The following is a 24,914-nucleotide window of genomic DNA, read 5'->3' as shown; positions in this document are numbered from 1 at the left end:
TTAAAGGAGTGCGGCACATGTCAAAAGGGCATTCGCTACAAGACCCTTACTTGAACACTTTACGTAAAGAGAAAGTTGGGGTGTCCATCTATCTGGTCAACGGGATCAAACTGCAAGGCCATATCGAGTCTTTCGACCAGTTCGTCATCCTGTTGAAAAACACCGTCAGCCAGATGGTCTACAAGCACGCGATCTCGACAGTAGTGCCTGTGCGTGCGATTCGTCTGCCTAGCGCAACCGAATCCGAAGCCGGTGACGCTGAACCGGGTAACGCTTGATAGGAGTCTCCTTTGTTCTTTGAGCGCCACGGTGGGGGTGAGCGGGCCATTCTCGTTCACTTGGATGGACAAGACCCTGAGGCGCGCGAAGATCCGCAGGAGTTTCAGGAATTGGCACTTTCGGCCGGCGCCGAGACCGTCGCGTTTTTTAACGTGCCGCGTCATCGGCCAACCGCCAAATACCTGATAGGTAGCGGCAAGGTCGAGGAATTGCGCGACCTGGTCAAAACCGAGCAGGTCGACCTGGTGATTTTCAATCACATCCTCACGCCCAGTCAGGAGCGTAACCTCGAGCGTGTGTTCGAGTGTCGCGTGATCGACCGGACGGGGCTGATTCTCGATATCTTCGCCCAACGCGCCCGTACCCATGAAGGCAAGCTCCAGGTCGAACTGGCCCAGCTTGAGCACATGAGTACGCGACTGGTTCGTGGCTGGACCCACCTTGAGCGGCAGAAGGGTGGTATCGGTCTGCGTGGTCCGGGTGAGACCCAGCTGGAAACCGACCGGCGCCTGCTGCGGGTTCGCCTGCGCCAGATCAAGGGGCGTCTGGAAAAGGTCCGCAGCCAGCGCGAGCAATCCCGGCGTGGCCGCAAGCGTGCTGATATCCCGACGGTTTCATTGGTGGGTTACACCAACGCCGGCAAATCGACGCTGTTCAATAACGTGACCCAGTCCGATGTCTACGCCGCCGACCAGCTGTTCGCCACGCTCGATCCGACCCTGCGCCGGCTCGATCTGGACGACCTCGGGCCGATTGTGCTGGCCGACACCGTGGGCTTCATTCGGCACCTGCCACATAAGCTGGTCGAGGCTTTCCGGGCTACGCTCGAAGAGTCGAGCAACTCCGACCTGCTGCTGCACGTGATCGATGCCGCCGAGCCGGACCGGATGCTGCAGATCGAGCAGGTCATGGTGGTGCTGGGCGAGATCGGAGCCCAGGACTTGCCGATCCTCGAGGTATACAACAAACTCGATTTGCTCGAAGGCGTGGAGCCGCAGATCCAGCGCGATGCCGATGGCAAGCCGCAGCGGGTCTGGTTATCGGCCCGCGACGGCTCCGGCCTCGACCTGCTCAAGCAGGCCGTGGCGGAGCTGCTGGGCAACGACCTGTTTGTTGGCACGCTGAAGTTGCCGCAACGTTTCGCCCGGTTGCGGGCCCAGTTCTTTGAGCTCGGAGCGGTGCAGAAAGAAGAACACGACGAAGAAGGCGTCTGCCTGCTGGCGGTTCGCCTGCCTCGGACGGAGCTCAATCGACTGGTCAGTCGCGAAGGGCTGCAGCCGATGGAATTCATCGAGCAACACACTTTGCAATAAAAGCCTGAGAAAGCTGTGTCAGGCATTCTGTAGCATTGGTCGGCGCGCCGTGGGTGCGTCTTTGCTTTATCAGATGGAGAGCGCTATGGCTTGGAATGAGCCGGGTGGCAACTCGAATAATCAGGATCCCTGGGGTGGAAAACGTCGTAACAACGGCGACCGCAAGGGGCCGCCGGATCTCGACGAGGCCTTCCGAAAGCTGCAGGAAAGCCTGAACGGTTTGTTCGGTGGTGGTAAGAAACGCGGTGACGATGGTGGTGGCCGTTCGGGCAAGGGTGGCGGTTATGGCCTGCTCGGCATTGGTCTTGTCGTGCTCGCGGCTGTCTGGCTGTACAGCGCGGTATATGTCGTGGACGAGCAGGAGCAGGCCGTGGTGCTGCGCTTCGGCAAGTACTACGAGACTGTCGGTCCGGGTCTGAACATCTATTTCCCGCCGATCGACAAGAAGTTCATGGAAAACGTCACGCGTGAGCGTGCCTATACCAAGCAGGGCCAGATGCTCACCGAAGACGAGAACATCGTCGAAGTGCCGCTGACCGTGCAATACAAGATTTCCAATCTGCAAGACTTCGTGCTGAACGTCGACCAACCGGAAATCAGCCTGCAGCACGCCACTGAAAGTGCCTTGCGTCATGTGGTGGGCTCTACCGCCATGGATCAGGTGCTGACTGAAGGTCGTGAGTTGATGGCCAGCGAAATCAAGGAGCGCCTGCAAAGGTTCCTCGATACCTATCGCACCGGTATCACCGTTACCCAGGTCAACGTTCAGAGCGCAGCGGCACCGCGTGAAGTCCAGGAAGCCTTCGATGACGTGATCCGTGCCCGTGAAGACGAGCAGCGTTCGCGCAACCAGGCCGAGACCTACGCCAACGGCGTCGTGCCGGAAGCCCGTGGTCAGGCCCAGCGCATCATTGAAGATGCCAACGGTTACCGCGACGAAGTGGTCTCCCGCGCCAAGGGTGAGGCAGATCGCTTCACCAAACTGGTGAGCGAGTATCGCAAGGCGCCTGAAGTCACCCGTGAGCGTCTGTACCTGGACACCATGCAGGAAGTCTTCAGCAACACCAGCAAGGTCCTCGTGACCGGCAACAAGAACGGCCAGAGCAATCTGCTGTACTTGCCGCTGGACAAGATGGTCGAAGGCAGTCGTAAAACCGGCACGCCACCGTCCAGCACGGCAGCGGCCAGCAATGAAGCCAATGCCCGCGCGGCGGCGGAGCAGCAGCAACAGCAAGCACGTACCAGGGAGAGTCGCTGATGAGCAATAAATCGCTGATCGCCCTTATTGTCGGTGTCGTCGTGGCGATCGCTGCCTGGAACTGCTTCTACATCGTGGCTCAGACCGAGCGTGCGGTGTTGCTGCAATTCGGTCGCGTGGTCCAGGCGGATGTCCAGCCGGGCCTGCATGTGAAAGTCCCGTACGTCAACAAGGTGCGTAAGTTCGATGCCCGCCTGATGACACTGGATGCACCGACACAACGCTTCCTGACGCTGGAAAAGAAAGCCGTGATGGTGGACGCCTACGCCAAGTGGCGCGTGAAAGATGCCGAGCGCTTCTACACCGCGACTTCCGGTCTCAAGCAGATTGCCGACGAGCGTCTGTCCCGTCGTCTTGAGTCGGGCCTGCGTGACCAGTTCGGTAAGCGTACGCTGCATGAAGTCGTGTCTGGTGAGCGTGATGCGCTCATGGCCGACATCACTCGTTCACTGAACGCGATGGCGGAAAAAGAGCTGGGTATCGAAGTTGTCGATGTCCGGGTCAAGGCCATCGACCTGCCCAAGGAAGTGAACCGCAGTGTGTTCGAGCGGATGAGCACCGAGCGTGAGCGTGAAGCTCGCGAGCACCGCGCCAAGGGTAACGAGCTGGCTGAAGGCATCCGTGCCGACGCCGATCGTCAGCGCCGCGTATTGCTGGCCGAAGCCTACCGTGAATCGGAAGAGCTGCGCGGTGACGGTGATGCCCAGGCCGCTGCGATCTACGCCAAAGCCTATGGTCAGGATCAGGAGTTCTACGCGTTCTACCGTAGCCTGCGTGCCTACCGTGAAAGCTTTGCGGACAAATCCGACGTCCTGGTCCTTGACCCAAGCAGCGACTTCTTCCAGTACCTGGAAAAGTCCAAGCCTTGATGCGACGTTGACCTGAAGCACTCCGCCCGGCGGCTAAAGCGTCGGGCGGGGTGATCCTTTGGGAAAACGTGTGTATGATGCGGCAGCCGGGAAATTCCCGGCTTTTTTGCGTCTGCACGTTCGATTGCGGTTTTTGTTGCAGGCGTCGGGTTGAACGGCTCGACAGGTTTTTCGAGGAAAGTGCTTGGCGAGGCCGACTACAGGCCATTCGTCACGTTGCTCATGCGCGGGGTTTGCGCATGGGGCGGGCATTTTCTGCTTCACTCAAGGCTTGCCCGAGGGCTGGCCGCCCGGACCATAGGGGAATGGCGTAATGGCAACGGTAGACCGCTGGCTGCTGCCAGATGGCATCGAAGAAGTACTGCCACCGGAAGCTGCGCGTATTGAAGTAGCGCGTCGGCAGGTGTTGGATCTGTTCCAGAGCTGGGGTTACGAATTCGTCGTTACCCCGCATATCGAGTACCTGGAATCCCTGCTGACCGGCGCGGGCCAGGACCTGGATCTGCGCACTTTCAAGGTTATCGACCCGCAGTCGGGCCGGCAGATGGGCTTTCGTGCCGACATCACGCCGCAAGTGGCACGTATCGACGCCCACACCCTGCGTCGTGAAGGTCCGAGTCGTCTGTGCTACGCCGGCAGTGTGCTGCACGCCCAGCCGCGCGCCCTGTCGTCTTCGCGCAGTCCGATCCAGCTGGGTGCCGAGTTGTATGGCGACGCCAGCCCGAGCAGCGACGTGGAAGTCATCAGCCTGATGCTTGCCATGCTGCAACTGGCCGACGTACCAGATGTCCACATGGACCTGGGCCACGTCGGCATCTATCGTGGCCTGGCGCGTGCGGCCGGTTTGTCCGGCGAAGTGGAGCAGCAGTTGTTCGATGCCTTGCAGCGCAAGGCCATCGATGAAGTGATCAGTCTGACCGAAGGCCTGCCGGCCGATCTGTCCGGCATGTTGCGGGCGCTGGTGGATCTGTGCGGCGGTCGCGAAGTGCTGGCCGCTGCCCGCGAGCGGCTGGCCCATGCGCCGGCACCGGTGCTCGCGGCACTGGACGATTTGCTGGCGATTGCCGAGCGGCTGTCCGTGCGTTTCCCCGAGCTGCCGCTGTATTTCGACCTGGGTGAACTACGCGGTTATCACTACCACACCGGTGTGGTGTTCGCGGTGTTCGTGCCGGGGGTTGGCCAGTCCATCGCTCAGGGCGGTCGATACGATGATATTGGCGCCGACTTCGGTCGTGCCCGTCCGGCGACCGGCTTCTCTACCGATTTGAAAACCCTGGTGACCCTGGGGCGTGCTGAAGTCGAGCTACCGTCTGGCGGTATCTGGATGCCTGACAGTACGGATGCAGCACTCTGGCAGACGGTCTGCCAGTTGCGCAGTGAGGGTCAGCGTGTCGTCCAGGCCTTGCCTGGGCAGCCTTTGGCCGCCGCCCGTGAAGCGGACTGCGACCGGCAATTGATTCAGCAGAACGGGCTTTGGCAAGTATTGCCGCTGGCTTCTTGAGTTTTCCTGCCGGCTGCGGCCGGCACCAAGTTTGCGCGAATGAGGACAAGTGTTATGGGTAAGAATGTCGTAGTCCTGGGCACCCAGTGGGGTGATGAGGGCAAAGGCAAGATCGTTGATCTGCTGACCGAACATGCTGCCGCCGTAGTGCGCTACCAGGGTGGCCACAACGCAGGTCACACCTTGGTGATCGACGGTGAGAAAACCGTACTGCACCTGATTCCGTCGGGCGTGTTGCGCGAAGGCGTGCAGTGCCTGATCGGCAACGGGGTGGTGGTTGCCCCTGACGCCTTGTTGCGGGAAATCATCAAGCTGGAAGAGAAAGGCGTACCGGTGCGCGAGCGCCTGCGTATCAGCCCGTCCTGCCCGCTGATCCTGTCCTATCACGTTGCGCTGGACCAGGCCCGCGAAAAGGCCCGTGGCGAGCTGAAGATCGGCACCACCGGTCGCGGCATCGGCCCGGCCTACGAAGACAAGGTGGCCCGTCGTGGCCTGCGCATCGGTGACCTGTTTCACCGTGAGCGCTTCGCCGCCAAGCTGGGCGAGTTGCTGGACTACCACAACTTTGTCCTGGTCAATTACTACAAAGAGCCGGCCATCGACTTCCAGAAGACCCTGGACGAGTGCATGGAGTACGCCGAGCTGCTCAAACCGATGATGCTCGACGTCACTGCCGAGCTGCACGAGCTGCGTCGCGCGGGCAAGGACATCATGTTCGAAGGTGCCCAGGGGTCGCTGCTGGACATCGACCACGGTACCTATCCGTACGTCACCAGTTCCAACACCACTGCCGGCGGCATCGCCACCGGCTCGGGTTTTGGGCCGATGTACCTGGACTACATCCTCGGTATCACCAAGGCGTACACCACTCGCGTCGGTTCGGGTCCGTTCCCGACCGAGCTGTTCGATGATGTTGGTGCGTTCCTGGCCAAGCGTGGTCATGAGTTCGGCGCCACCACCGGCCGTGCACGTCGTTGCGGCTGGTTCGATGCCGTCATCCTGCGTCGCGCCATCGACGTCAACAGTATCTCGGGCCTGTGCCTGACCAAGCTGGACGTACTGGACGGCCTGGAAACCATCAACATCTGCGTGGGCTACAAGAATCAGGACGGCGCGGTCATCGACGCACCGACTGACGCTGACAGCTATATCGGTCTGGAGCCGGTATACGAGCAGATGCCAGGCTGGACTGAGTCGACCGTGGGTGCCAAGACCCTGGAAGAGCTGCCAGTGGCGGCTCGCAATTACATCAAGCGCGTCGAAGAGTTGGTCGGTGCACCGATCGACATTATTTCGACGGGGCCGGACCGCAACGAAACCATCGTTCTGCGTCACCCGTTTGCCTGATAAGTCGTTGATGTAAAACACAAAGGACCCTCGTTTGGGTCCTTTGTCGTTTCTGCCTGCCAGACGGCACGACACTTGCTATACACCATGAATAATAAGTGCTTCTTGTGAAGTGCCATCAAATTAATGGCGTTAGTAGAGGGATTCCCTGTGTCGGCCGTTCTCTCATTGTTACAAAGCCGCCTGTTGCGGCCTGTGTTCGTTACTCTTGGTGTCGCCCTTTTGGTGCAGGTGCTGGTCGCTGTCGCGCTGACGCGAAGCACGGTCACTGCGCTGGAGGCAGATCTGGAGGCGCGGCTCGGCGGCGACAGCCAGAAGTTGTCTGGCGAACTGGAGCAGGCCGGGCGTGAAGTGACGTCGAGCCTGGACAGCTTGTCTGCCAGCACTCGTCAGCGCCTCACCGCCGGTTTATCTACGCGGCTGAAGGATGAGCAGGCACAGTTGCGGGCGACGCTGGAAAAATCGCTCAAGGACTCTGCCAATGATATGGCGCAACTCCTGGCTTCGGTTGCGCCCCGCGCCATGTGGGACAGCGACGTGCCTGCGCTCTCCGAGTTTGCCCGTCGGGCCCAGCGCAATCCCAACGTACTCTTCGTCATTTATGACGACGCCACCGGCCAGCACCTGACTCGCTACCTGAATCGGGAGAACCCGATCAACAAGGCTTTGTTGGAGAAAGGCCAGGGCGACCGGGCGCTGGACAAGGTGTTGGACGCGGCGAAGAACGACCCTTCGGTGTATTACCTTGAGGCCTCGATCAACCCCAACGGCGTAGAGATCGGCAAGGTGTTGATGGGTGTTTCCACGGCCTCCGTTGAAGCTGACCTGAAGGCGTTGGACCAGCGCTTCTCGGCCTTGATCGCCAGTGGTGACCAGTTGGTGGGTGATAGCCTCAAGGGGGCGGCAGCCGACAGCGCCACGGCAATGCGCGGGCGCCTGGAGTCGGCTCAGTCCACCGCGACGCAAATGCAGGCCAACACCGCCACCACCGTGCAGGACGCTGCGGGCACTTTGCGCTGGCGGATCGGCCTGGGTCTAGCGCTGGTGGGGTTTGGCGTGCTGGTGCTGCTGGCGGTGGTGTTGGGGCGGCGAGTGGTCAATCGTTTGAAACTGTTGATTGCCGCGATGAACGATCTGGCGGCGGGTGAGGGCGACCTGACCAAGCGCGTGCAAATCAGCAGCAAGGACGAAATCGGCGAGATGGCCTCGGCGGTCAATCGTTTTGTGGATAAGTTGCAGCCCATCGTGCGAGAGGCGGGTGATGTGGCCCAGCGCACCGGTGTGGAAATCGGTGCAATGACCTTGCGTAACTCCGGTGCCGATGCGGCGGCCGGAATGCAGCGTGATGAAGTGGCCGAGAGCCTGCGAGCGTTGTCGCAAATGGCTGATGAGGCGCAATCGGAAAGTCAGGCGATGCAGGCTGCCTTGCAGCAGGTGGTGGAGATTCGCAAGGCTACCGACGAAAACACCCGAACCTCGGCCAAGGTCGGTGGTTTGATCGAAGCGCTGGCAGGGCAGGTCGATACGGGGGCAAAAGTCATCGAGCGGCTGGCGCAACAGAGCGAGCAGATCGAAGTGGTGCTCACGGTCATTCACGGCATTGCCGAGCAAACCAACCTGCTGGCTTTGAACGCGGCCATCGAAGCGGCGCGGGCCGGGGAAACCGGGCGTGGGTTCGCAGTGGTTGCCGACGAGGTGCGGGCGCTGGCAAGCAAGACCCAGAGTTCGACCGGCGACATCCAGGCGCATATCGTCGCGCTGCAGCAGGGCGCTCGCGAGGCGGTGGCTGCCATCGGCCAGGCCGGGCGTCAGGCCAGCGAGGGGTTGTTGGTATTGCGTGACAGCGCGCGCTTGCAGCAGTCGGTACAGACCTCTGTAGAGCAGGTGCATGCGGCCATCGGTCTGGCCACGCAAGCGGCGGCTCACCAGGCGCAAGGTGCGCAAGCGGTGCGTGGGCGGGTGGAAACCATTCACGCCCAGGCCGAGAAAGCGGCTCAGGCTGTGGTCGAGACCACGGCCAGTGGCAAGGTATTGGATAGTCTGGCTGCGCAATTGAAGGCGAGCCTGGGGCAGTTCCGGGCTTGATGGGCTGGCCTCATCGCGAGCGGCTCGCTCCCACATTGATCCACTGTGAACAGAGTATCTGTGAGCGCTGGAGATCCCGTTTGGGAGCGAGCCTGCTCGCGATAGCGGTTTCAGTGGCTCAGAGGCATCTTGTCGTGAGCGAATAAATCGCCAACCCCAGAAACGCAAAAACCCGCTTTCGCGGGTTTTTGTGAGTTCAAGGCCGTAACCTTGAAGCTTGAATTGGTGCCCAGAAGAAGACTCGAACTTCCACGACCTTGCGGTCACCAGCACCTGAAGCTGGCGTGTCTACCAATTTCACCATCTGGGCAGCATCTTCAGCGTTGCCGCTGTCGATGTGGCGCACTATACGGAGCGAGTTTTGATCTGTAAACCCCTGTTTTTGTTTTAGTAATTACCAGTCAGATTCCAGGGGCCGAAAATGCAAAAACCCGCTTTCGCGGGTTTTTGGGGAGCTGGCAGATCATTGATCTGTCGCTCGAAATTGGTGCCCAGAAGAAGACTCGAACTTCCACGACCTTTCGGTCACCAGCACCTGAAGCTGGCGTGTCTACCAATTTCACCATCTGGGCAGTATCGGCAACGCGTGTGCGTCGTCGATGGCGCGCACTATACGGAGCGTGTTTTTAACTGTAAACCCCTCACGAGAAAAAAACCGCTAAATTTCACGAGCGGTGCATTTCCGGGCTTCAAGAGGGGTCAAAAGGCTTCAGAAAAAGGCATTGGATGCTTGAAATTTCCCGTTTCATTACGCCTATGCCAAACTAACCCGCATATAGACAAGGTGAAAACTCTCTAATGGCCGATTGGCAGTCCCTCGATCCCGAGGCCGCTCGTGAAGCGGAAAAATACGAAAACCCTATTCCTAGCCGCGAACTGATCCTGGCGCATCTCGCCGATCGGGGTTCGCCTGCTAGCCGCGAGCAACTGGTCGAAGAGTTCGGTCTGACCACCGAAGACCAGCTCGAAGCCCTGCGCCGCCGTCTGCGCGCCATGGAGCGCGATGCGCAGTTGATCTACACCCGGCGCGGCACCTATGCGCCCGTGGACAAGCTTGACCTGATCCTGGGCCGCATCGCCGGTCACCGTGACGGTTTCGGCTTCCTGATCCCGGACGACGGCAGCGACGACCTGTTCATGAGCCCGGCGCAGATGCGTCTGGTGTTCGACGGTGACCGGGCTTTGGCCCGGGTTTCCGGCCTGGACCGCCGCGGCCGCCGTGAAGGCGTGATCGTCGAAGTGGTGTCCCGTGCCCACGAAAGCATCGTCGGTCGTTACTTTGAAGAAGGTGGCATCGGCTTTGTTGTCGCCGACAACCCGAAGATCCAGCAGGAAGTGCTGGTCACCCCGGGCCGCAATGCCAACGCCAAGGTCGGTCAGTTCGTCGAGGTGAAAATCACCCACTGGCCAACCCCGCGCTTCCAGCCCCAGGGCGATGTGGTGGAAGTGGTCGGCAACTACATGGCGCCGGGCATGGAAATCGATGTTGCCTTGCGCACCTACGACATTCCCCACGTCTGGCCCGAAGCGGTCCTGAAAGAAGCCGCCAAGCTCAAACCGGAAGTCGAAGAGAAAGACAAAGAGAAGCGCATCGACCTGCGCCACTTGCCGTTCGTCACCATCGATGGCGAAGACGCCCGGGACTTCGACGACGCGGTCTACTGCGAAGCCAAGCCTGGCAAGCTGCGCCTGTTCTCCGGCGGCTGGAAGTTGTACGTGGCGATTGCCGATGTTTCCAGCTACGTGAAACTCGGCTCGGCGTTGGACGCCGAAGCCCAGGTGCGCGGCAACTCGGTGTATTTCCCCGAGCGCGTCGTACCGATGCTGCCAGAGCAACTGTCCAACGGCCTTTGCTCGCTCAATCCTCACGTCGATCGCCTGGCCATGGTTTGCGAGATGACCATCTCCAAATCCGGCGAGATGACCGACTACTGCTTCTACGAGGCGGTGATCCATTCCCACGCCCGCCTGACCTACAACAAGGTCAGCGCGATGCTGGAAACCCCGAAACTTGCCGAATCGCGCAAGCTTCGTGGCGAATACACCGATGTCGTGCCGCATCTCAAAGAGCTGTACTCGCTCTACAAAGTGCTGCTGGCGGCCCGTCACGTGCGTGGCGCGATCGATTTCGAAACTCAGGAAACCCGGATCATCTTCGGCTCCGAGCGCAAGATCGCCGAGATTCGTCCGACGGTGCGCAACGATGCCCACAAGCTGATCGAGGAATGCATGCTGGCCGCCAACGTCGCCACTGCTGAGTTCCTGAAGAAGCACGAGATTCCTGCGCTGTACCGGGTCCACGATGGCCCGCCGCCGGAGCGCCTGGAAAAACTGCGGGCCTTCCTCGGTGAGCTCGGCCTGTCCTTGCACAAAGGCAAGGACGGTCCGTCGCCCAAGGATTACCAGGCCCTGCTGGCCGGTATCAAGGATCGCCCGGATTTCCACCTGATCCAGACCGTGATGCTGCGCTCGTTGAGCCAGGCGGTATACAGCGCCGATAACCAGGGTCACTTCGGCCTGAATTACGAAGCTTATACCCACTTTACGTCGCCGATCCGTCGTTACCCTGACTTGCTCACGCATCGGGCGATCCGCAGCGTGATCCACTCGAAGATGGACACCCCGCACGTCAAACGTGCCGGTGCGATGACCATTCCCAAGGCGCGCATCTACCCCTACGACGAGGCGGCCCTGGAGCAACTCGGCGAGCAATGCTCGATGAGCGAGCGCCGTGCCGATGAAGCGACTCGCGACGTAGTGAACTGGCTCAAGTGCGAGTTCATGAAGGATCGCGTGGGTGAGTCGTTCCCGGGCGTGATCACTGCCGTGACTGGTTTTGGCCTGTTCGTCGAACTGACCGACATCTACGTCGAAGGCCTGGTGCATGTCACCGCGCTGCCGGGCGATTACTACCACTTCGACCCCGTGCATCACCGCTTGGCGGGTGAGCGCACCGGTCGCAGCTTCCGTCTTGGCGATACGGTCGAAGTGCGGGTCATGCGCGTTGATCTCGACGAGCGCAAGATCGACTTCGAGATGGCGGAAAAAACCATCAGCGCGCCGATTGGCCGCAAGAAGCGCGGCACTGAAACCTCTGCGCCTGCGGCCAAGACCGCCGCCGAGCCTGCTGCGGCCAAGTCCGGGCGTCGCGGTCCGGCCAAGGAAAAGGCCGTCGAAGCCTATCGCCCGAGCGATGCGGCGGCAAAAAACGCCGAGCTGCGCAAAAGTCGTGAGATGAAACAGGCGTTGCTGGCCGAAGCCAAGAGCGGCGGTAAAGCGGCGTCTGGGGGAAAGACCGGACGGTCGGCGCCGGACAAGGCGACCGGCAAGCCGAGCAAACACCGTAAAGGCCCGCCGAAAGCGGGCTCGGCCCCAGCCAAGAGCGGCGGGGCGCGTAAACCCAAGGCCAAGTCATGAGTCAGTTGGAAAAAATCTACGGTGTGCATGCCGTGGAAGCATTGCTGCGTCACCATCCCAAGCGGGTCAAGCAGATCTGGCTGGCGGAAGGCCGCAGTGATCCGCGGGTCCAGACCCTGATCGAGCTGGCTGGCGAGAATCGCGTAGCGGTCGGCCAGGCCGAACGGCGGGAAATGGACGCCTGGGTCGAAGGTGTGCACCAGGGGGTGGTGGCTGAGGTCAGCCCGAGCCAGGTCTGGGGCGAGGCGATGCTCGACGAGTTGCTCGATCGCACCGAAGGCGCGCCATTGTTGCTGGTACTGGATGGCGTGACCGATCCTCACAACCTTGGCGCTTGCCTGCGTTCGGCCGATGCGGCGGGTGCATTGGCGGTGATCGTGCCTAAAGACAAGTCGGCGACGTTGACGCCGGTGGTGCGTAAAGTCGCCTGTGGCGCGGCGGAAGTGATCCCGTTGGTGGCCGTGACCAACCTGGCGCGTACCCTGGAGAAACTCCAGCAGCGTGGCCTGTGGGTGGTCGGCACGGCGGGCGAGGCCGAGGTCAGCATTTATGACCAGGACCTGACGGGCCCGACGATCCTGATCATGGGGGCCGAAGGCAAGGGCATGCGGCGCCTGACCCGCGAGCATTGCGATTACCTGGTCAAGCTGCCGATGGCCGGCAGTGTCAGCAGCCTCAACGTTTCGGTCGCGACCGGCGTGTGCCTGTTCGAGGCTCAGCGCCAGCGTAGCGTCAAGGTTGCTGCGGCCGCCAAGAAATCCTGATCCAGTTGTATTCCTGTGGGAGCGAGCCTGCTCGCGATAGCGGAGTGCCGTTCAACGCAAATGTTGAATGGAGCGCCCTCATCGCGAGCAGGCTCGCTCCCACAATGGTTTGTGTGGGTAAACATTGGGGTTGTTCAAATAATCACCAATCACCTTGCGCCGCCCTCGGCCCTTCTCTACAATTGCGCCCCTTGCTGTGATGGCAGGCACTTATGTGTCTAGCGTCCACAAGTCCATAAGTGTCATTCACTCCTTGTCTGACCGTTTTTGAGCGGCAGGCTACAACCCGTAAGGAGCATTCATGCGTCATTACGAAATCATCTTTTTGGTCCACCCGGATCAAAGCGAGCAAGTCGGCGGCATGGTTGAGCGTTACACCAAGCTGATCGAAGAAGACGGCGGCAAAATCCACCGTCTGGAAGATTGGGGCCGTCGTCAACTGGCCTATGCAATCAACAATGTTCACAAGGCTCACTACGTGATGCTGAACGTTGAATGCACCGGCAAGGCCCTGGCCGAGCTGGAAGACAACTTCCGCTACAACGATGCAGTGATCCGTAACCTGGTCATCCGTCGCGAAGAAGCCGTCACCGGCCAATCCGAGATGCTCAAGGCTGAAGAAAACCGCAGTGAGCGCCGTGAGCGTCGCGACCGTCCTGAGCACTCTGACAGCGCCGATGGCGATGACAGCGATAGCGACAGCGACAACAGCGATAACGCTGACGAGTAATCCACGGACCTTTTAAGGAGCCAATCACATGGCACGTTTCTTCCGTCGTCGTAAATTCTGCCGCTTCACCGCTGAAGACGTGAAAGAGATCGATTACAAAGATCTCAACACTCTGAAAGCCTACGTATCCGAGACCGGCAAAATCGTTCCAAGCCGTATCACCGGTACCAAAGCTCGTTATCAGCGTCAGCTGGCCACCGCTATCAAGCGCGCCCGCTTCCTGGCCCTGCTGGCCTACACCGACAGCCACGGCCGCTGAGACCGGGCAGTCGACACGTAGCAAAGGATTGAATGCATGCGCGCCTTAGCTGAGTTCATCATGCGCGGTCGTATGCAGGCCACTCTGGTAGTGGCTGGATGCGCGGCATTGCCGTTGTTGTATTGGTTGGGTGCTGCCGCGGTGAGTCTTGTACTCCTGCGGCGCGGATTGAAGGACGCCCTTGGCGTTCTTGCTCTGGGACTGCTGCCGGCTTTGCTCTGGTGGTTGTATTCCGCTGACCCGCGGGCACTGATGGTGCTGCTGGGGTCTTCGGCGCTGGCGTTGGTGTTGCGCGCAAGCGAATCCTGGAACCGCGTGCTGCTGGTCAGCATAGCGATGGGAGTGGTGTTTTCAGTGGTGCTCGGGGTGGCTTTCGCGCCCCAGATCGAGATGCTGTCGCAGGCTTTGATAAAAATCCTGCCCGAGGCCCTCGGTGATCTCTACCAGCAGATGTCGGTAGAGGAGCAAGCGCGTTTCGCGTCCCTGATCGCACCGGTCCTGACCGGCCTGATTGCGGCCTTGTTACAAATCGTCAGTGTGCTGAGCCTGATTATCGGGCGCTACTGGCAGGCGTTGTTGTACAACCCGGGTGGTTTTGGTCGCGAATTTCGCGCCATCCGTTTCCCGCTTGGGCTGGCGATGTTGCTGCTGGCGGGCATGCTTCTGGGGCCGAACTTCGGTCCGCAGATGGCCATGCTCACGCCGTTGTGCAGTGTACCGCTGGTATTTGCCGCTCTGGCCCTGATTCACGGGCTGGTGGCGCAAAAGCGACTGGCCAGGTTCTGGCTGGTGGGGTTGTACGTCACGTTGTTGCTGTTCATGCAGCTGATCTATCCGTTGCTGGTGGTCCTGGCCATCGTCGACAGCCTGATTGATTTTCGCGGTCGTATGGCGCCGAAAGACGCCGACAACGCGAACGGTGAAGGTTAAAAGTTAGAGGATTTTCACATGCAACTGATCCTTCTGGAAAAAGTCACCAACCTGGGCAACCTGGGTGACAAAGTAAACGTTAAGGCCGGTTACGGTCGTAACTACCTGCTGCCTTACGGCAAAGCCACCGCTGCGACCGCTGCCAACCTGGCCGCGTTCGAAGAGCGTCGCGCTGAGCTGGAAAAAGCCGCAGCAGACCGTAAGACCTCGGCTGAAAGCCGTGCTGCCCAACTGGCCGAGCTGGAAGTGACCATCACTGCCACCGCTGGCGACGAAGGCAAGCTGTTCGGTTCGATCGGTACTCACGACATCGCTGACGCACTGACCGCCTCTGGCGTTGAAGTGTCGAAGAGCGAAGTTCGTCTGCCGAACGGCACCATCCGCAACGTAGGCGAATTCGACGTAGCCGTGCACCTGCACGCCGAAGTTGAAGCCACCGTACGCGTTGTCGTGGTAGCAGCTTAAGCAATACCTGTCGGCTGGCACCCTCGGGTACTAGTCGGTAACATCGGGCACGATCCTGTTTACAGGTCGTGCCCTTTGTCTTTCTGCAATTGCTGATTTTCAAAACCCCCTGCGTTTCCAAAAGAATCAAGTGGCCATGAACGAAATCACCGCTCCCGAGCAATACGATCTGCAAACCGCAGCCCTGAAGGTGCCTCCGCACTCCATCGAGGCCGAACAGGCCGTGCTCGGTGGTCTGATGCTGGACAACAACGCCTGGGAACGCGTGCTCGATCAAGTATCCGACGGCGATTTCTACCGACATGACCACCGCCTGATTTTCCGTGCCATCGCAAGATTGGCCGATCAGAACATGCCGATCGACGTGGTGACCCTGGCCGAGCAATTGGACAAGGAAGGCCAGACGTCTCAGGTTGGCGGCCTCGGTTACCTGGGTGAGTTGGCAAAAAACACGCCGTCTGTCGCCAACATCAAGGCCTATGCCCAGATCGTGCGCGAACGGGCGACCTTGCGCCAATTGATCGGTATCAGCACCGAAATCGCGGACAGCGCCTTCAACCCGGAAGGCCGAACCGCTGCCGAGATCCTCGATGAAGCGGAACGGCAAATCTTCCAGATCGCCGAGGCCCGGCCAAAAACCGGTGGCCCAGTGAGCGTCAACGATCTGCTGACCAAGGCCATCGACCGCATCGACACCCTGTTCAACACCGACAACGCCATCACCGGCCTGTCCACCGGCTACACCGACCTCGATGAGAAGACCAGCGGCCTGCAGCCATCGGACCTGATCATCGTCGCCGGCCGTCCGTCCATGGGTAAAACCACCTTTGCGATGAACCTGGTGGAAAACGCCGTGCTGCGCAGCGACAAGGCCGTTCTGGTGTACTCCCTGGAGATGCCAGGTGAATCGCTGATTATGCGTATGCTCTCGTCCCTGGGGCGTATCGACCAGACCAAGGTCCGTTCCGGCCAACTGGAAGATGACGACTGGCCGCGCCTGACTTCGGCGGTCAACCTGCTCAACGACCGCAAGCTGTTCATCGACGATACTGCCGGTATCAGCCCTTCGGAAATGCGCGCCCGGACCCGTCGCCTGGTGCGTGAGCACGGTGATATCGCGTTGATCATGATCGACTACCTGCAGTTGATGCAGATTCCGGGCTCCAGTGGCGACAACCGGACCAACGAGATTTCCGAAATCTCCCGTTCCCTCAAGGCCCTGGCCAAGGAATTCAACTGCCCGGTGGTGGCGCTCTCTCAGTTGAACCGTTCCCTGGAACAGCGCCCCAACAAACGCCCGGTGAACTCCGACTTGCGTGAATCCGGAGCGATCGAGCAGGACGCCGACGTGATCATGTTCGTCTACCGTGACGAGGTGTACCACCCGGAGACGGAGCACAAGGGCATCGCTGAAATCATCATCGGCAAGCAGCGTAACGGCCCGATCGGCTTCATTCGCCTGGCCTTTATCGGTAAATACACCCGATTCGAGAACCTGGCGCCGGGTAGCTACAATTTTGATGATGATGAGTAACCTGTTTGGCTCCTGTGGGAGCGAGCCCCTTCTCCAGAAGGTTGCACTTCCCCTGTGGGAGCGAGCTTGCTCGCGATAGCGGTGTAACCGTCAGCACATGCATTGAATGTGCTGGCCCTTTCGCGAGCAAGCTCGCTCCCACATTTGATGTGCGGTGCGCCACCGATTTCCGACCATAGTCGTCGGAATTGGTCAAATTTTGTGCTATATTCCGCGCCCGCGATTTTTCATCTTTCATACCGGTCATCGACATGCAAGCAGCCAAGCCGTTATTTGACTATCCCAAGTACTGGGCCGAATGTTTCGGCCCAGCGCCGTTCCTGCCCATGAGCAGGGAGGAGATGGATCAGCTCGGCTGGGATTCGTGCGACATCATCATTGTGACCGGTGATGCCTACGTCGATCACCCGTCGTTCGGCATGGCGATCATCGGTCGGCTGCTGGAAGCCCAAGGCTTTCGCGTCGGGATCATTGCCCAGCCAAACTGGCAGTCCAAAGACGACTTCATGAAGCTCGGCGAGCCGAACCTGTTTTTTGGCGTCGCGGCCGGCAACATGGACTCGATGATCAACCGCTACACCGCCGACAAGAAAATCCGTTCCGACGACGCCTACACCCCGGGTGGCATGGCGGGCAAGCGGCCGGACCGTGCGAGCCTGGTCTACAGCCAGCGCTGCAAGGAAGCCTACAAGCATGTGCCGATCGTGCTCGGCGGTATCGAAGCGTCCCTGCGCCGCATCGCCCATTACGATTACTGGCAGGACCGGGTGCGCAACTCGATCCTGATCGACGCCTGCGCCGACATCCTGCTCTACGGCAACGCCGAGCGGGCGATTGTCGAAGTCGCCCAGCGCCTGTCCTATGGCCACAAGATTGAAGACATCACCGATGTTCGTGGCACCGCGTTCATCCGCCGCGACACCCCGCAAGGCTGGTACGAGGTCGATTCCACCCGCATCGACCGCCCGGGCAAGATCGACAAGATCATCAACCCGTATGTGAACACCCAGGACACCGCTGCCTGCGCCATCGAGCAAGAGAAAGGTCCGGTTGAAGACCCGAGCGAAGCCAAGGTCGTGCAGATCCTGGCGAGCCCGCGCATGACTCGCGACAAGACAGTGATTCGTCTGCCGTCAGTGGAAAAGGTTCGTGGCGATGCGGTGCTCTACGCTCACGCCAACCGCGTGCTGCACCTGGAAACCAACCCGGGCAACGCCCGTGCTCTGGTGCAGAAGCATGGTGAAGTCGATGTCTGGTTCAACCCACCACCCATTCCGATGACCACTGAGGAAATGGACTACGTGTTTGGCATGCCTTACGCGCGTGTTCCGCACCCAGCGTACGGCAAGGAAAAGATCCCGGCCTACGAGATGATCCGTTTCTCGGTGAACATCATGCGTGGCTGCTTTGGCGGCTGCACCTTCTGCTCGATCACCGAGCACGAAGGCCGGATCATCCAGAACCGCTCTGAAGAATCGATCATTCGCGAGATCGAAGAGATCCGCGACAAGGTCCCGGGCTTCACCGGCGTCATTTCCGACCTCGGCGGCCCGACCGCGAACATGTACCGCATTGCCTGCAAGAGCCCGGAAATCGAATCCGCGTGCCGCAAGCCATCCTGTGTGTTCCCTGGGATCTGCCCGAACCTCAATACCGACCATTCTTCGCTGATCCAGCTGTACCGCAGCGCCCGGGCATTGCCTGGGGTGAAGAAGATCCTGATTGCCTCCGGCCTGCGTTACGACCTGGCGGTCGAGTCGCCGGAATACGTCAAGGAACTGGTGACCCACCACGTGGGTGGTTACCTGAAGATCGCCCCGGAACATACCGAGGAAGGTCCGCTCAACCAGATGATGAAACCGGGCATCGGCAGCTATGACAAATTCAAGCGGATGTTCGAGAAGTACACCAAGGAAGCCGGCAAAGAGCAGTACCTGATTCCATACTTCATCGCCGCCCACCCGGGCACCACCGACGAAGACATGATGAACCTGGCGCTGTGGCTCAAGGGCAACGGTTTCCGCGCTGACCAGGTGCAGGCGTTCTACCCGTCGCCAATGGCGACCGCCACGGCCATGTACCATTCGGGCAAGAACCCGCTGCGCAAGGTCACCTACAAGAGCGACGCGGTGACCATCGTCAAGAGCGAGGAGCAGCGCCGCCTGCACAAGGCCTTCTTGCGGTATCACGACCCCAAGGGCTGGCCGATGCTGCGCGAAGCGCTGACCCGCATGGGCCGCGCCGACCTGATCGGGCCGGGCAAGAATCAATTGATTCCGTTGCACCAGCCAGCCACCGACAGCTACCAGAGCGCCCGTCGCAAGAACTCGACGCCGGCTGGCAGCCACAAGGTAGGCAAGGAAACCACCAAGATCCTGACCCAGCACACCGGTCTGCCACCGCGCGCCAGCGACGGCGGCAACCCGTGGGACAAGCGCGAGCAGGCCAAGGCCGCGGCATTCGCCCGCAACCAGCAGGCCGCCAAGGAGCGCAAGGACGCCGCCAAGGGCAAAGGGCCGAAACCGGCGCGCAAGCCAGTCGTACCGCGCTGATCGCCAAGCCACATTGCAAACGCCAGCTTAAAAGCTGGCGTTTTGCTTTCTAGCGGCTGTGCTACTCGTTTGCTATCGTGGCGACCGCCAATGCCAGTCAGTTCCGTGCAATAAAGCCAAACACCGCTCTTGTCAGTGTTGGCCCTGGGAGGGCCCGGCTTGCCCGCAATCACGGCCACACAGGCAATAAAGTTCTCACCCTCGGATTTTCAAGGACGATTCATATGAGTACCCCTTTACCGGGTATCGGCATGGACTACAGCCCCTCCCAGTTCATGGCCCGCCAACGCATCGAAAGCCAGATCAACCTGCCGCGCCTGTTCGCGGCCATCGACGCCGATCCCAGTATCGTCGGCGCTGGCGTGGTGTACATCGATGCCGAATTCAACGTGGTGACCCTGCGCGAGTTCAAGCCGATTTGCAGTATCAAGCCCAAGCGGATCATCTTGCGCGAGGCGCAGAAGTACATTGCGCCGGCTCAGTTTGCTGATCAGGTAAAGAACAACCCGCGTGAGTCTCGTTTAGTGGGAGAGGCTGTCAATACGACGTTATCCTGCGCTGGCGCCATTCTGGGCTGGATTGTGGTTTTCAGTGGCACGATCGCAGTTCCATTTACAGCGGGTGCAAGCCTGGTTGTCACAGCCGTGGGGGCAACCGCCGCCGCTGCCAGTACTGCGCAGTGCGTGGTTGGGAGCATGCGTACCTACAACGAACTCAACGATCCAGCAGCTAATGATGATATGGACAGTGAGGACTGGTATCGCTACGCAATGCCAGTGTTGGATGCCGCGTCATTGCTGGGAGCCGGGGCATCCACTTTAACAACGCTCAAACTCTTGCAAGCGAGGAAGGTCTCGACTGGCAGGAGTTGGTACGAGCTTTCCAAAGGTTTGACTCGTCAGCAAAGAAAGGCATTGACCAAAGAGTTGTTAACACTGAAGGACCCAAGCCTGACTAACAAACTATTAAAGCTTCGCCAGCGTTCGGGGACGCTTGCAAAGCGTTTCACGGCTACCCAGATCAATCACGCGACCGTGACCCAGATTCGCGACTCCCTGGGGGCAGCCATCGGCTTAACGGGCAGTAGCTTGTCTGGGAACCTGAAGACAATTGCCGTGGGGCTGTATGAGGAAGTTGAATAATGGACCGCAAGCATTCATTGAACGCTTTCCTCGCTCATTATTTTCCAACCTTCATCTGCGCTTTTTTTCTAGCCTGTTTCGCGGTTTCCGCTTCAATTTCATTAGTCTCTAGCACTTACTTTCGAGGCGATCCTGAACGGGCCAAGTATTCTTTTCTGGTTGCGCTGATCCTCTCTCTGCTCTTGGCGTTGAGCCATTTCGTCATGATCAGGGGGCGGTCATGGGGTGTTCGTGCCATCGTTGTGTTCTATCTGGCGTGTCTCTTCACGGTCCTCCCCACCTACGGCTACAAGCCGCATCCTTTTGCCTATGTGACGGGGTTGTTGTTCCCGTTGCTGGGGCTGCTATTGCTCAACAGTAAGCGCCATCGAGAGATGCGCCAGAAATTGTCGGAGTTGCGCGAGGAGCGTATGGCGATAAGGTCTGCCGTCCGTTTACAGAAGAAAAGGAAAGGACGCTAGATGGAAAACTATCCGACTTTCATCCATTTTATGAAGCGCTACTTTCCGACCTTCATCGCAACGATATTCGTGGCGAAAATATCGTGTTTACTGGCGCTCTTTGCTCTTCTCGACAGTTTTTTTGTGCGCGCTACGTTGTCGAGCCAAGCGAAAATTTCCGCTGTATGCATTGCTATTTGTACGTTGGTTCTGGTCCATAGCAACTTTATGGTCGTGCGCGGCAGAGCGGGTTGGGTCTGGGTGTTTGCCGGGCTTTTTGTGGTCTGTCTGTTGTGTGTCTTGCCGACTATTGGTTATCGCCCGAATCGATTCGTTTATGCGGCGGGTCTGTTTTTTCCATTGCTCGGGCTGCTACTGCTCAACAGCAAACGTCACCGCGAAATGCGCAGCAAGCTGGTAGAAGTCCGCCGCCAACGCGAACTCTTCATCCAGGCCGCCAAAGCCTCCCGCTCACGGCGTTGAGTCGATTCGCTACCGCCGCTGCCACATTTATGTGCTTAGCTTTGCACCCGAATGCGAGCATCGCGCGCTTTTAGTGCTCTACTGCCTTGAGTAGACGAAGAAAGTGTCCGGCTTGCCTGCATGGCATAAGTCTTGCGCCGCTTTCGATAACGCCCAGGCTCGCAGGAGGTACGTCGTGTCGATTCACGTCGCATTGCACCATGTCACGCATTACCGATACGACCGCGCTGTCGAGCTCGGTCCGCAGATCGTTCGCCTGCGCCCGGCGGCCCACAGCCGCACGCGGATTCTTTCTTATGCGCTGAAGGTCGCGCCTGACCAGCACTTCATCAACTGGCAGCAGGATCCCCAGGGCAATTACCTGGCACGGTTGGTGTTTCCCGAGAAAACCCGGGAGCTGCGCATTGAAGTCGATCTGCTGGCTGAAATGGCGGTGTTCAATCCGTTCGACTTTTTCCTGGAACCCTACGCGGAAAAAATCCCGTTCACCTATGCCGCCGATGAGCGCAAGGAGTTGGCGCCTTACCTTGAAACCCTGCCGTTGACGCCGAGATTCCAGGCCTATCTGGACGGCATCGACCGCACGCCGTTGCCGGCGGTGGATTTCCTGGTGGCGCTCAACCAGCGCCTGAGCGAAGACATCAACTACCTGATCCGTATGGAACCGGGCGTCCAGACCCCGGAGCACACCCTGGAGCATGCGTCCGGTTCCTGCCGCGACTCGGCCTGGTTGCTGGTGCAGTTGTTGCGCAACCTTGGCCTGGCCGCGCGGTTCGTTTCCGGTTACCTGATCCAGTTGACCGCCGACGTGAAAAGCCTCGACGGTCCGTCCGGTACCGAGGTGGATTTCACCGACTTGCATGCCTGGTGCGAGGTCTACCTGCCCGGTGCCGGCTGGATCGGCCTGGATGCGACGTCCGGGCTGTTCGCCGGTGAAGGGCATATCCCGTTGGCCTGTAGTCCCGATCCGTCCTCGGCGGCGCCCATCAGTGGCTTGGTGGAACCGTGCGAGTGCGAATTCAGCCACGAAATGTCCGTCGAGCGGATCTGGGAAGCGCCACGGGTCACCAAGCCCTACACCGAAGAGCAGTGGCTGGCGATTCAGGCGTTGGGCCGGAAAATTGATGCCGACCTGCTGGAAGGCGATGTGCGCCTGACCATGGGGGGCGAGCCGACCTTCGTCTCGATTGATGACCCGGACGGCGCCGAATGGAACACCGCCGCGCTGGGACCGGACAAACGTCGCCTCTCCGCCGAGCTGTTCCAGCGCATGCGCAAGCATTATGCGCCCCAGGGGCTTGTGCATTTTGGCCAGGGCAAGTGGTACCCCGGTGAGCAGTTGCCGCGCTGGTCGCTCAACTGCTATTGGCGGCGTGACGGAGTGCCGATCTGGCACAACAGCGCGTTGATCGCTGACGAGCAGCAGGACTACGGCGCCGACGGCGAAATGGCCGGGCGCTTTCTGACAAGCGTTGCCGAGCGTTTGAAAATTCCTGCGCGATTCGTGTTCCCAGCCTACGAGGACAATTTCTATTACCTCTGGCGCGAAGGTGCATTGCCATCGAACGTCACGGCCCAGGACCCCCGCCTGGAAGATGCTTTGGAGCGGGAACGGTTGCGCAAGGTCTTCAGTCAGGGCCTGGATAAAGTGATCGGGCAGGTCCTGCCGCTGGCGCGTACCGCCAAGGGCGATCAATGGCAAAGCGGTCGATGGTACCTGCGCGATAGTCACTGCCGGTTGGTTCCGGGGGATTCGCCCTTGGGCTACCGCCTGCCATTGGCTTCCCAGCCCTGGGTGACAGCGGCCGAATACCCTTTCATTCATCCCACCGACCCGAACCAGGACCTGCCGGCGCTGCCCGATGCTGAACGCCTGGCTCGTCATGGTGAGCCGGCAACCGAGCAGGATCGTGCCCCGCAGATTGACGAATCCGCCGACTGGCTGACCCGCACGGCGTTTTGTGCCGAGGCTCGCGAGGGGCGTTTGTACCTGTTCATGCCGCCCCTGGAGCGGGTCGAGGATTATCTGGAACTGGTCAGCGCCATCGAAGCGACAGCCGAGGAGCTGCATTGCCCAGTACTGTTGGAAGGCTACGAGCCACCGAGCGACCCGCGCCTGAGTAACTTTCGCATCACCCCCGATCCGGGTGTGATCGAGGTTAACGTGCAGCCGTCCGCGACCTGGGATGAACTGGTCGAGCGCACCGAGTTTCTTTACGAAGAGGCGCGACAGACCCGGCTGACCACCGAGAAATTCATGATCGACGGTCGGCACACCGGCACCGGTGGTGGCAACCATTTCGTACTGGGGGGCGCAACCCCGGCCGACTCTCCCTTTCTACGGCGCCCTGACCTGCTGCGCAGTCTCATCAGCTACTGGCATAACCACCCGTCGTTGTCCTACCTGTTTTCCGGCTTGTTCATCGGACCGACGTCCCAGGCGCCCCGGGTGGACGAAGCGCGCAACGATGCGTTGTATGAGCTGGAAATTGCCTTCGCACAAATGCCGCAACCTGGCGAAGAGTGCCCGCCCTGGCTGGTTGATCGGCTGTTGCGCAATCTGTTGATCGACGTGACCGGCAACACCCATCGTGCCGAATTTTGCATCGACAAGCTCTATTCGCCGGACGGCGCCACCGGGCGTCTCGGTCTATTGGAGCTGCGGGCTTTTGAAATGCCGCCCCACGCCCGTATGAGCCTGGCCCAGCAGCTATTGCTGCGGGCGCTGGTGGCGCGGTTCTGGCGTGAGCCCTACCTGCCTGCGAAGCTGGCGCGGTGGGGGACCGAACTGCATGACCGCTTCCTGTTGCCGCATTTTATCGAACAGGATTTTGCCGACGTCATCAATGAACTGAACGCCGCCGGTTACCCGCTGCGGGCCGAATGGTTCGCCGCGCACCTGGAGTTTCGTTTTCCCAAGGTGGGTGATTACGCGGTCAGCGGCATCGAACTGCAATTGCGCCAGGCCCTTGAACCCTGGCATGTACTGGGAGAAGAGGGGGCAGCGGGCGGCACCGTGCGGTATGTGGACTCTTCTCTTGAACGTTTGCAGGTCAAGCTTAGCGGCCTGGCGCCGCAACGGTATTTGCTGACCTGCAACGGTGTTCCGGTGCCGCTTCAAGCCACCGGCCGGGTCGGCGAATTTGTCGCCGGGGTGCGTTTTCGCGCTTGGCAACCGGCCAACTGCCTGCAGCCGACCATTGCGGTCCATGCGCCGTTGGTCTTCGATTTACTCGACACCTGGACGCAACGTTCGGTGGGGGGGTGCCAGTATCATGTGGCCCATCCGGGGGGACGTAATTACGACAGCCTGCCGGTGAATGCCAATGAGGCGGAGAGCCGGCGAATGGCGCGTTTTTTCCGTCTCGGACACACGCCTGGGAAACTTCCGATACCTCACCTGACAGTGGACGACGAGTTTCCCCTCACGCTCGATCTGCGACGTTTTTGAGAGCGCTCCCTAAGTCGTACACGACACCCGGATATTTCAACTATCCGGGTGTCATGCGCTTGCGCTAGTCTCACGTTTCATTGCTGTCTGCCGAG

Annotated in this window: 19 protein-coding genes and 2 tRNA genes; 19 read left to right on the top strand and 2 right to left on the bottom strand. The window is 59.9% G+C overall.

Annotated elements, in window-relative coordinates; genetic code table 11:
- Positions 1 to 17 precede the first annotated feature (17 nt).
- The 7 genes from hfq (at position 18) to PSEUDOMOFG3G_RS00870 (ending at position 8,652) form a co-directional block, all read left to right on the top strand.
- Entirely contained in the window at positions 18 to 278 is a 261-nt protein-coding gene (gene hfq, locus PSEUDOMOFG3G_RS00900; RefSeq protein WP_047227310.1) for an RNA chaperone Hfq, read from the top strand.
- A 12-nt stretch (positions 279 to 290) separates the two neighbouring features.
- Positions 291 to 1,592: a ribosome rescue GTPase HflX gene (gene hflX, locus PSEUDOMOFG3G_RS00895; RefSeq protein WP_047227311.1), complete on the top strand. Its 1,302-nt coding sequence runs from the start codon at positions 291 to 293 to the stop codon at positions 1,590 to 1,592.
- An 85-nt stretch (positions 1,593 to 1,677) separates the two neighbouring features.
- On the top strand, positions 1,678 to 2,850 hold the full coding sequence (hflK, locus tag PSEUDOMOFG3G_RS00890) for an FtsH protease activity modulator HflK (protein WP_139048559.1): 1,173 nt from the start codon (positions 1,678 to 1,680) through the stop codon (positions 2,848 to 2,850).
- A complete protein-coding gene (gene hflC, locus PSEUDOMOFG3G_RS00885) occupies positions 2,850 to 3,719 on the top strand; it encodes a protease modulator HflC (protein WP_047227313.1) in 870 nt (289 codons plus the stop codon). Before hflK ends, hflC begins: the two co-directional genes overlap by 1 nt.
- A gap of 313 nt (positions 3,720 to 4,032) precedes the next feature.
- Positions 4,033 to 5,220: an ATP phosphoribosyltransferase regulatory subunit gene (locus PSEUDOMOFG3G_RS00880; RefSeq protein WP_047227314.1), complete on the top strand. Its 1,188-nt coding sequence runs from the start codon at positions 4,033 to 4,035 to the stop codon at positions 5,218 to 5,220.
- A gap of 54 nt (positions 5,221 to 5,274) precedes the next feature.
- Complete coding sequence (locus PSEUDOMOFG3G_RS00875) at positions 5,275 to 6,567, top strand: adenylosuccinate synthase (RefSeq protein ID WP_003186407.1); 1,293 nt, start codon at positions 5,275 to 5,277, stop codon at positions 6,565 to 6,567.
- A 150-nt stretch (positions 6,568 to 6,717) separates the two neighbouring features.
- Positions 6,718 to 8,652: a methyl-accepting chemotaxis protein gene (locus tag PSEUDOMOFG3G_RS00870; RefSeq protein ID WP_139048558.1), complete on the top strand. Its 1,935-nt coding sequence runs from the start codon at positions 6,718 to 6,720 to the stop codon at positions 8,650 to 8,652.
- A 223-nt stretch (positions 8,653 to 8,875) separates the two neighbouring features.
- On the opposite strand, the gene PSEUDOMOFG3G_RS00865 is transcribed toward PSEUDOMOFG3G_RS00870, so the two are convergent.
- Positions 8,876 to 8,962: transfer RNA gene (locus tag PSEUDOMOFG3G_RS00865), tRNA-Leu, on the bottom strand.
- Positions 8,963 to 9,137: 175 nt separating this feature from the next.
- Positions 9,138 to 9,224 (bottom strand) — tRNA-Leu (locus tag PSEUDOMOFG3G_RS00860).
- Between the two features lie 226 nt (positions 9,225 to 9,450).
- On the opposite strand from PSEUDOMOFG3G_RS00860, the gene rnr reads away from it, so the two are divergent.
- The 12 genes from rnr (at position 9,451) to PSEUDOMOFG3G_RS00800 (ending at position 24,819) form a co-directional block, all read left to right on the top strand.
- On the top strand, positions 9,451 to 12,069 hold the full coding sequence (gene rnr / locus PSEUDOMOFG3G_RS00855) for a ribonuclease R (RefSeq protein WP_139048557.1): 2,619 nt from the start codon (positions 9,451 to 9,453) through the stop codon (positions 12,067 to 12,069).
- Entirely contained in the window at positions 12,066 to 12,833 is a 768-nt protein-coding gene (gene rlmB, locus PSEUDOMOFG3G_RS00850; RefSeq protein WP_107321462.1) for a 23S rRNA (guanosine(2251)-2'-O)-methyltransferase RlmB, read from the top strand. The genes rnr and rlmB overlap by 4 nt, the downstream gene beginning before the upstream one ends.
- A gap of 301 nt (positions 12,834 to 13,134) precedes the next feature.
- On the top strand, positions 13,135 to 13,563 hold the full coding sequence (gene rpsF, locus PSEUDOMOFG3G_RS00845; RefSeq protein WP_003186395.1) for a 30S ribosomal protein S6: 429 nt from the start codon (positions 13,135 to 13,137) through the stop codon (positions 13,561 to 13,563).
- 28 nt (positions 13,564 to 13,591) lie between these two features.
- A complete protein-coding gene (rpsR, locus tag PSEUDOMOFG3G_RS00840; protein WP_002551829.1) occupies positions 13,592 to 13,822 on the top strand; it encodes a 30S ribosomal protein S18 in 231 nt (76 codons plus the stop codon).
- A gap of 36 nt (positions 13,823 to 13,858) precedes the next feature.
- Positions 13,859 to 14,752, top strand: coding sequence for a hypothetical protein (locus PSEUDOMOFG3G_RS00835; protein WP_047227318.1), 894 nt, complete (start codon positions 13,859 to 13,861; stop codon positions 14,750 to 14,752).
- A gap of 18 nt (positions 14,753 to 14,770) precedes the next feature.
- Complete coding sequence (rplI, locus tag PSEUDOMOFG3G_RS00830) at positions 14,771 to 15,217, top strand: 50S ribosomal protein L9 (protein WP_047227319.1); 447 nt, start codon at positions 14,771 to 14,773, stop codon at positions 15,215 to 15,217.
- Positions 15,218 to 15,353: 136 nt separating this feature from the next.
- Positions 15,354 to 16,751: a replicative DNA helicase gene (gene dnaB / locus PSEUDOMOFG3G_RS00825; RefSeq protein WP_027911801.1), complete on the top strand. Its 1,398-nt coding sequence runs from the start codon at positions 15,354 to 15,356 to the stop codon at positions 16,749 to 16,751.
- 251 nt (positions 16,752 to 17,002) lie between these two features.
- Positions 17,003 to 19,303, top strand: a complete 2,301-nt coding sequence (locus PSEUDOMOFG3G_RS00820) for a YgiQ family radical SAM protein (protein WP_047227320.1) — start codon at positions 17,003 to 17,005, stop codon at positions 19,301 to 19,303.
- A 224-nt stretch (positions 19,304 to 19,527) separates the two neighbouring features.
- Complete coding sequence (locus tag PSEUDOMOFG3G_RS00815) at positions 19,528 to 20,445, top strand: hypothetical protein (RefSeq protein WP_047227321.1); 918 nt, start codon at positions 19,528 to 19,530, stop codon at positions 20,443 to 20,445.
- Positions 20,445 to 20,906, top strand: a complete 462-nt coding sequence (locus PSEUDOMOFG3G_RS00810; protein WP_047227322.1) for a hypothetical protein — start codon at positions 20,445 to 20,447, stop codon at positions 20,904 to 20,906. Before PSEUDOMOFG3G_RS00815 ends, PSEUDOMOFG3G_RS00810 begins: the two co-directional genes overlap by 1 nt.
- Positions 20,907 to 21,368, top strand: a complete 462-nt coding sequence (locus tag PSEUDOMOFG3G_RS00805; protein ID WP_076382894.1) for a hypothetical protein — start codon at positions 20,907 to 20,909, stop codon at positions 21,366 to 21,368. It abuts the gene before it with no gap.
- 175 nt (positions 21,369 to 21,543) lie between these two features.
- The gene (locus PSEUDOMOFG3G_RS00800) at positions 21,544 to 24,819 is read left to right on the top strand and encodes a DUF2126 domain-containing protein (protein WP_139048556.1); all 3,276 of its coding nucleotides are present in this window, start codon (positions 21,544 to 21,546) and stop codon (positions 24,817 to 24,819) included.
- Positions 24,820 to 24,914: the final 95 nt, after the last annotated feature.

The organism is Pseudomonas sp. FG-3G (assembly GCF_901007645.1).
Classification (GTDB): Bacteria; Pseudomonadota; Gammaproteobacteria; order Pseudomonadales; family Pseudomonadaceae; genus Aquipseudomonas; species Aquipseudomonas rhizophila.
This window is presented reverse-complemented; position numbering and strand designations above follow the sequence as displayed.

Coding starts and splice junctions, on each gene's coding strand:
- PSEUDOMOFG3G_RS00810 (WP_047227322.1), top strand. CDS start 20,445: ATGGACCGCAAGCATTCATTGAACGCTTTCCTCGCTCATTATTTTCCA.
- rnr (WP_139048557.1), top strand. CDS start 9,451: ATGGCCGATTGGCAGTCCCTCGATCCCGAGGCCGCTCGTGAAGCGGAA.
- PSEUDOMOFG3G_RS00815 (WP_047227321.1), top strand. CDS start 19,528: ATGAGTACCCCTTTACCGGGTATCGGCATGGACTACAGCCCCTCCCAG.
- rpsR (WP_002551829.1), top strand. CDS start 13,592: ATGGCACGTTTCTTCCGTCGTCGTAAATTCTGCCGCTTCACCGCTGAA.
- PSEUDOMOFG3G_RS00820 (WP_047227320.1), top strand. CDS start 17,003: ATGCAAGCAGCCAAGCCGTTATTTGACTATCCCAAGTACTGGGCCGAA.
- hfq (WP_047227310.1), top strand. CDS start 18: ATGTCAAAAGGGCATTCGCTACAAGACCCTTACTTGAACACTTTACGT.
- hflK (WP_139048559.1), top strand. CDS start 1,678: ATGGCTTGGAATGAGCCGGGTGGCAACTCGAATAATCAGGATCCCTGG.
- rpsF (WP_003186395.1), top strand. CDS start 13,135: ATGCGTCATTACGAAATCATCTTTTTGGTCCACCCGGATCAAAGCGAG.
- PSEUDOMOFG3G_RS00880 (WP_047227314.1), top strand. CDS start 4,033: ATGGCAACGGTAGACCGCTGGCTGCTGCCAGATGGCATCGAAGAAGTA.
- hflC (WP_047227313.1), top strand. CDS start 2,850: ATGAGCAATAAATCGCTGATCGCCCTTATTGTCGGTGTCGTCGTGGCG.
- rlmB (WP_107321462.1), top strand. CDS start 12,066: ATGAGTCAGTTGGAAAAAATCTACGGTGTGCATGCCGTGGAAGCATTG.
- dnaB (WP_027911801.1), top strand. CDS start 15,354: ATGAACGAAATCACCGCTCCCGAGCAATACGATCTGCAAACCGCAGCC.
- rplI (WP_047227319.1), top strand. CDS start 14,771: ATGCAACTGATCCTTCTGGAAAAAGTCACCAACCTGGGCAACCTGGGT.
- PSEUDOMOFG3G_RS00805 (WP_076382894.1), top strand. CDS start 20,907: ATGGAAAACTATCCGACTTTCATCCATTTTATGAAGCGCTACTTTCCG.
- PSEUDOMOFG3G_RS00875 (WP_003186407.1), top strand. CDS start 5,275: ATGGGTAAGAATGTCGTAGTCCTGGGCACCCAGTGGGGTGATGAGGGC.
- PSEUDOMOFG3G_RS00835 (WP_047227318.1), top strand. CDS start 13,859: ATGCGCGCCTTAGCTGAGTTCATCATGCGCGGTCGTATGCAGGCCACT.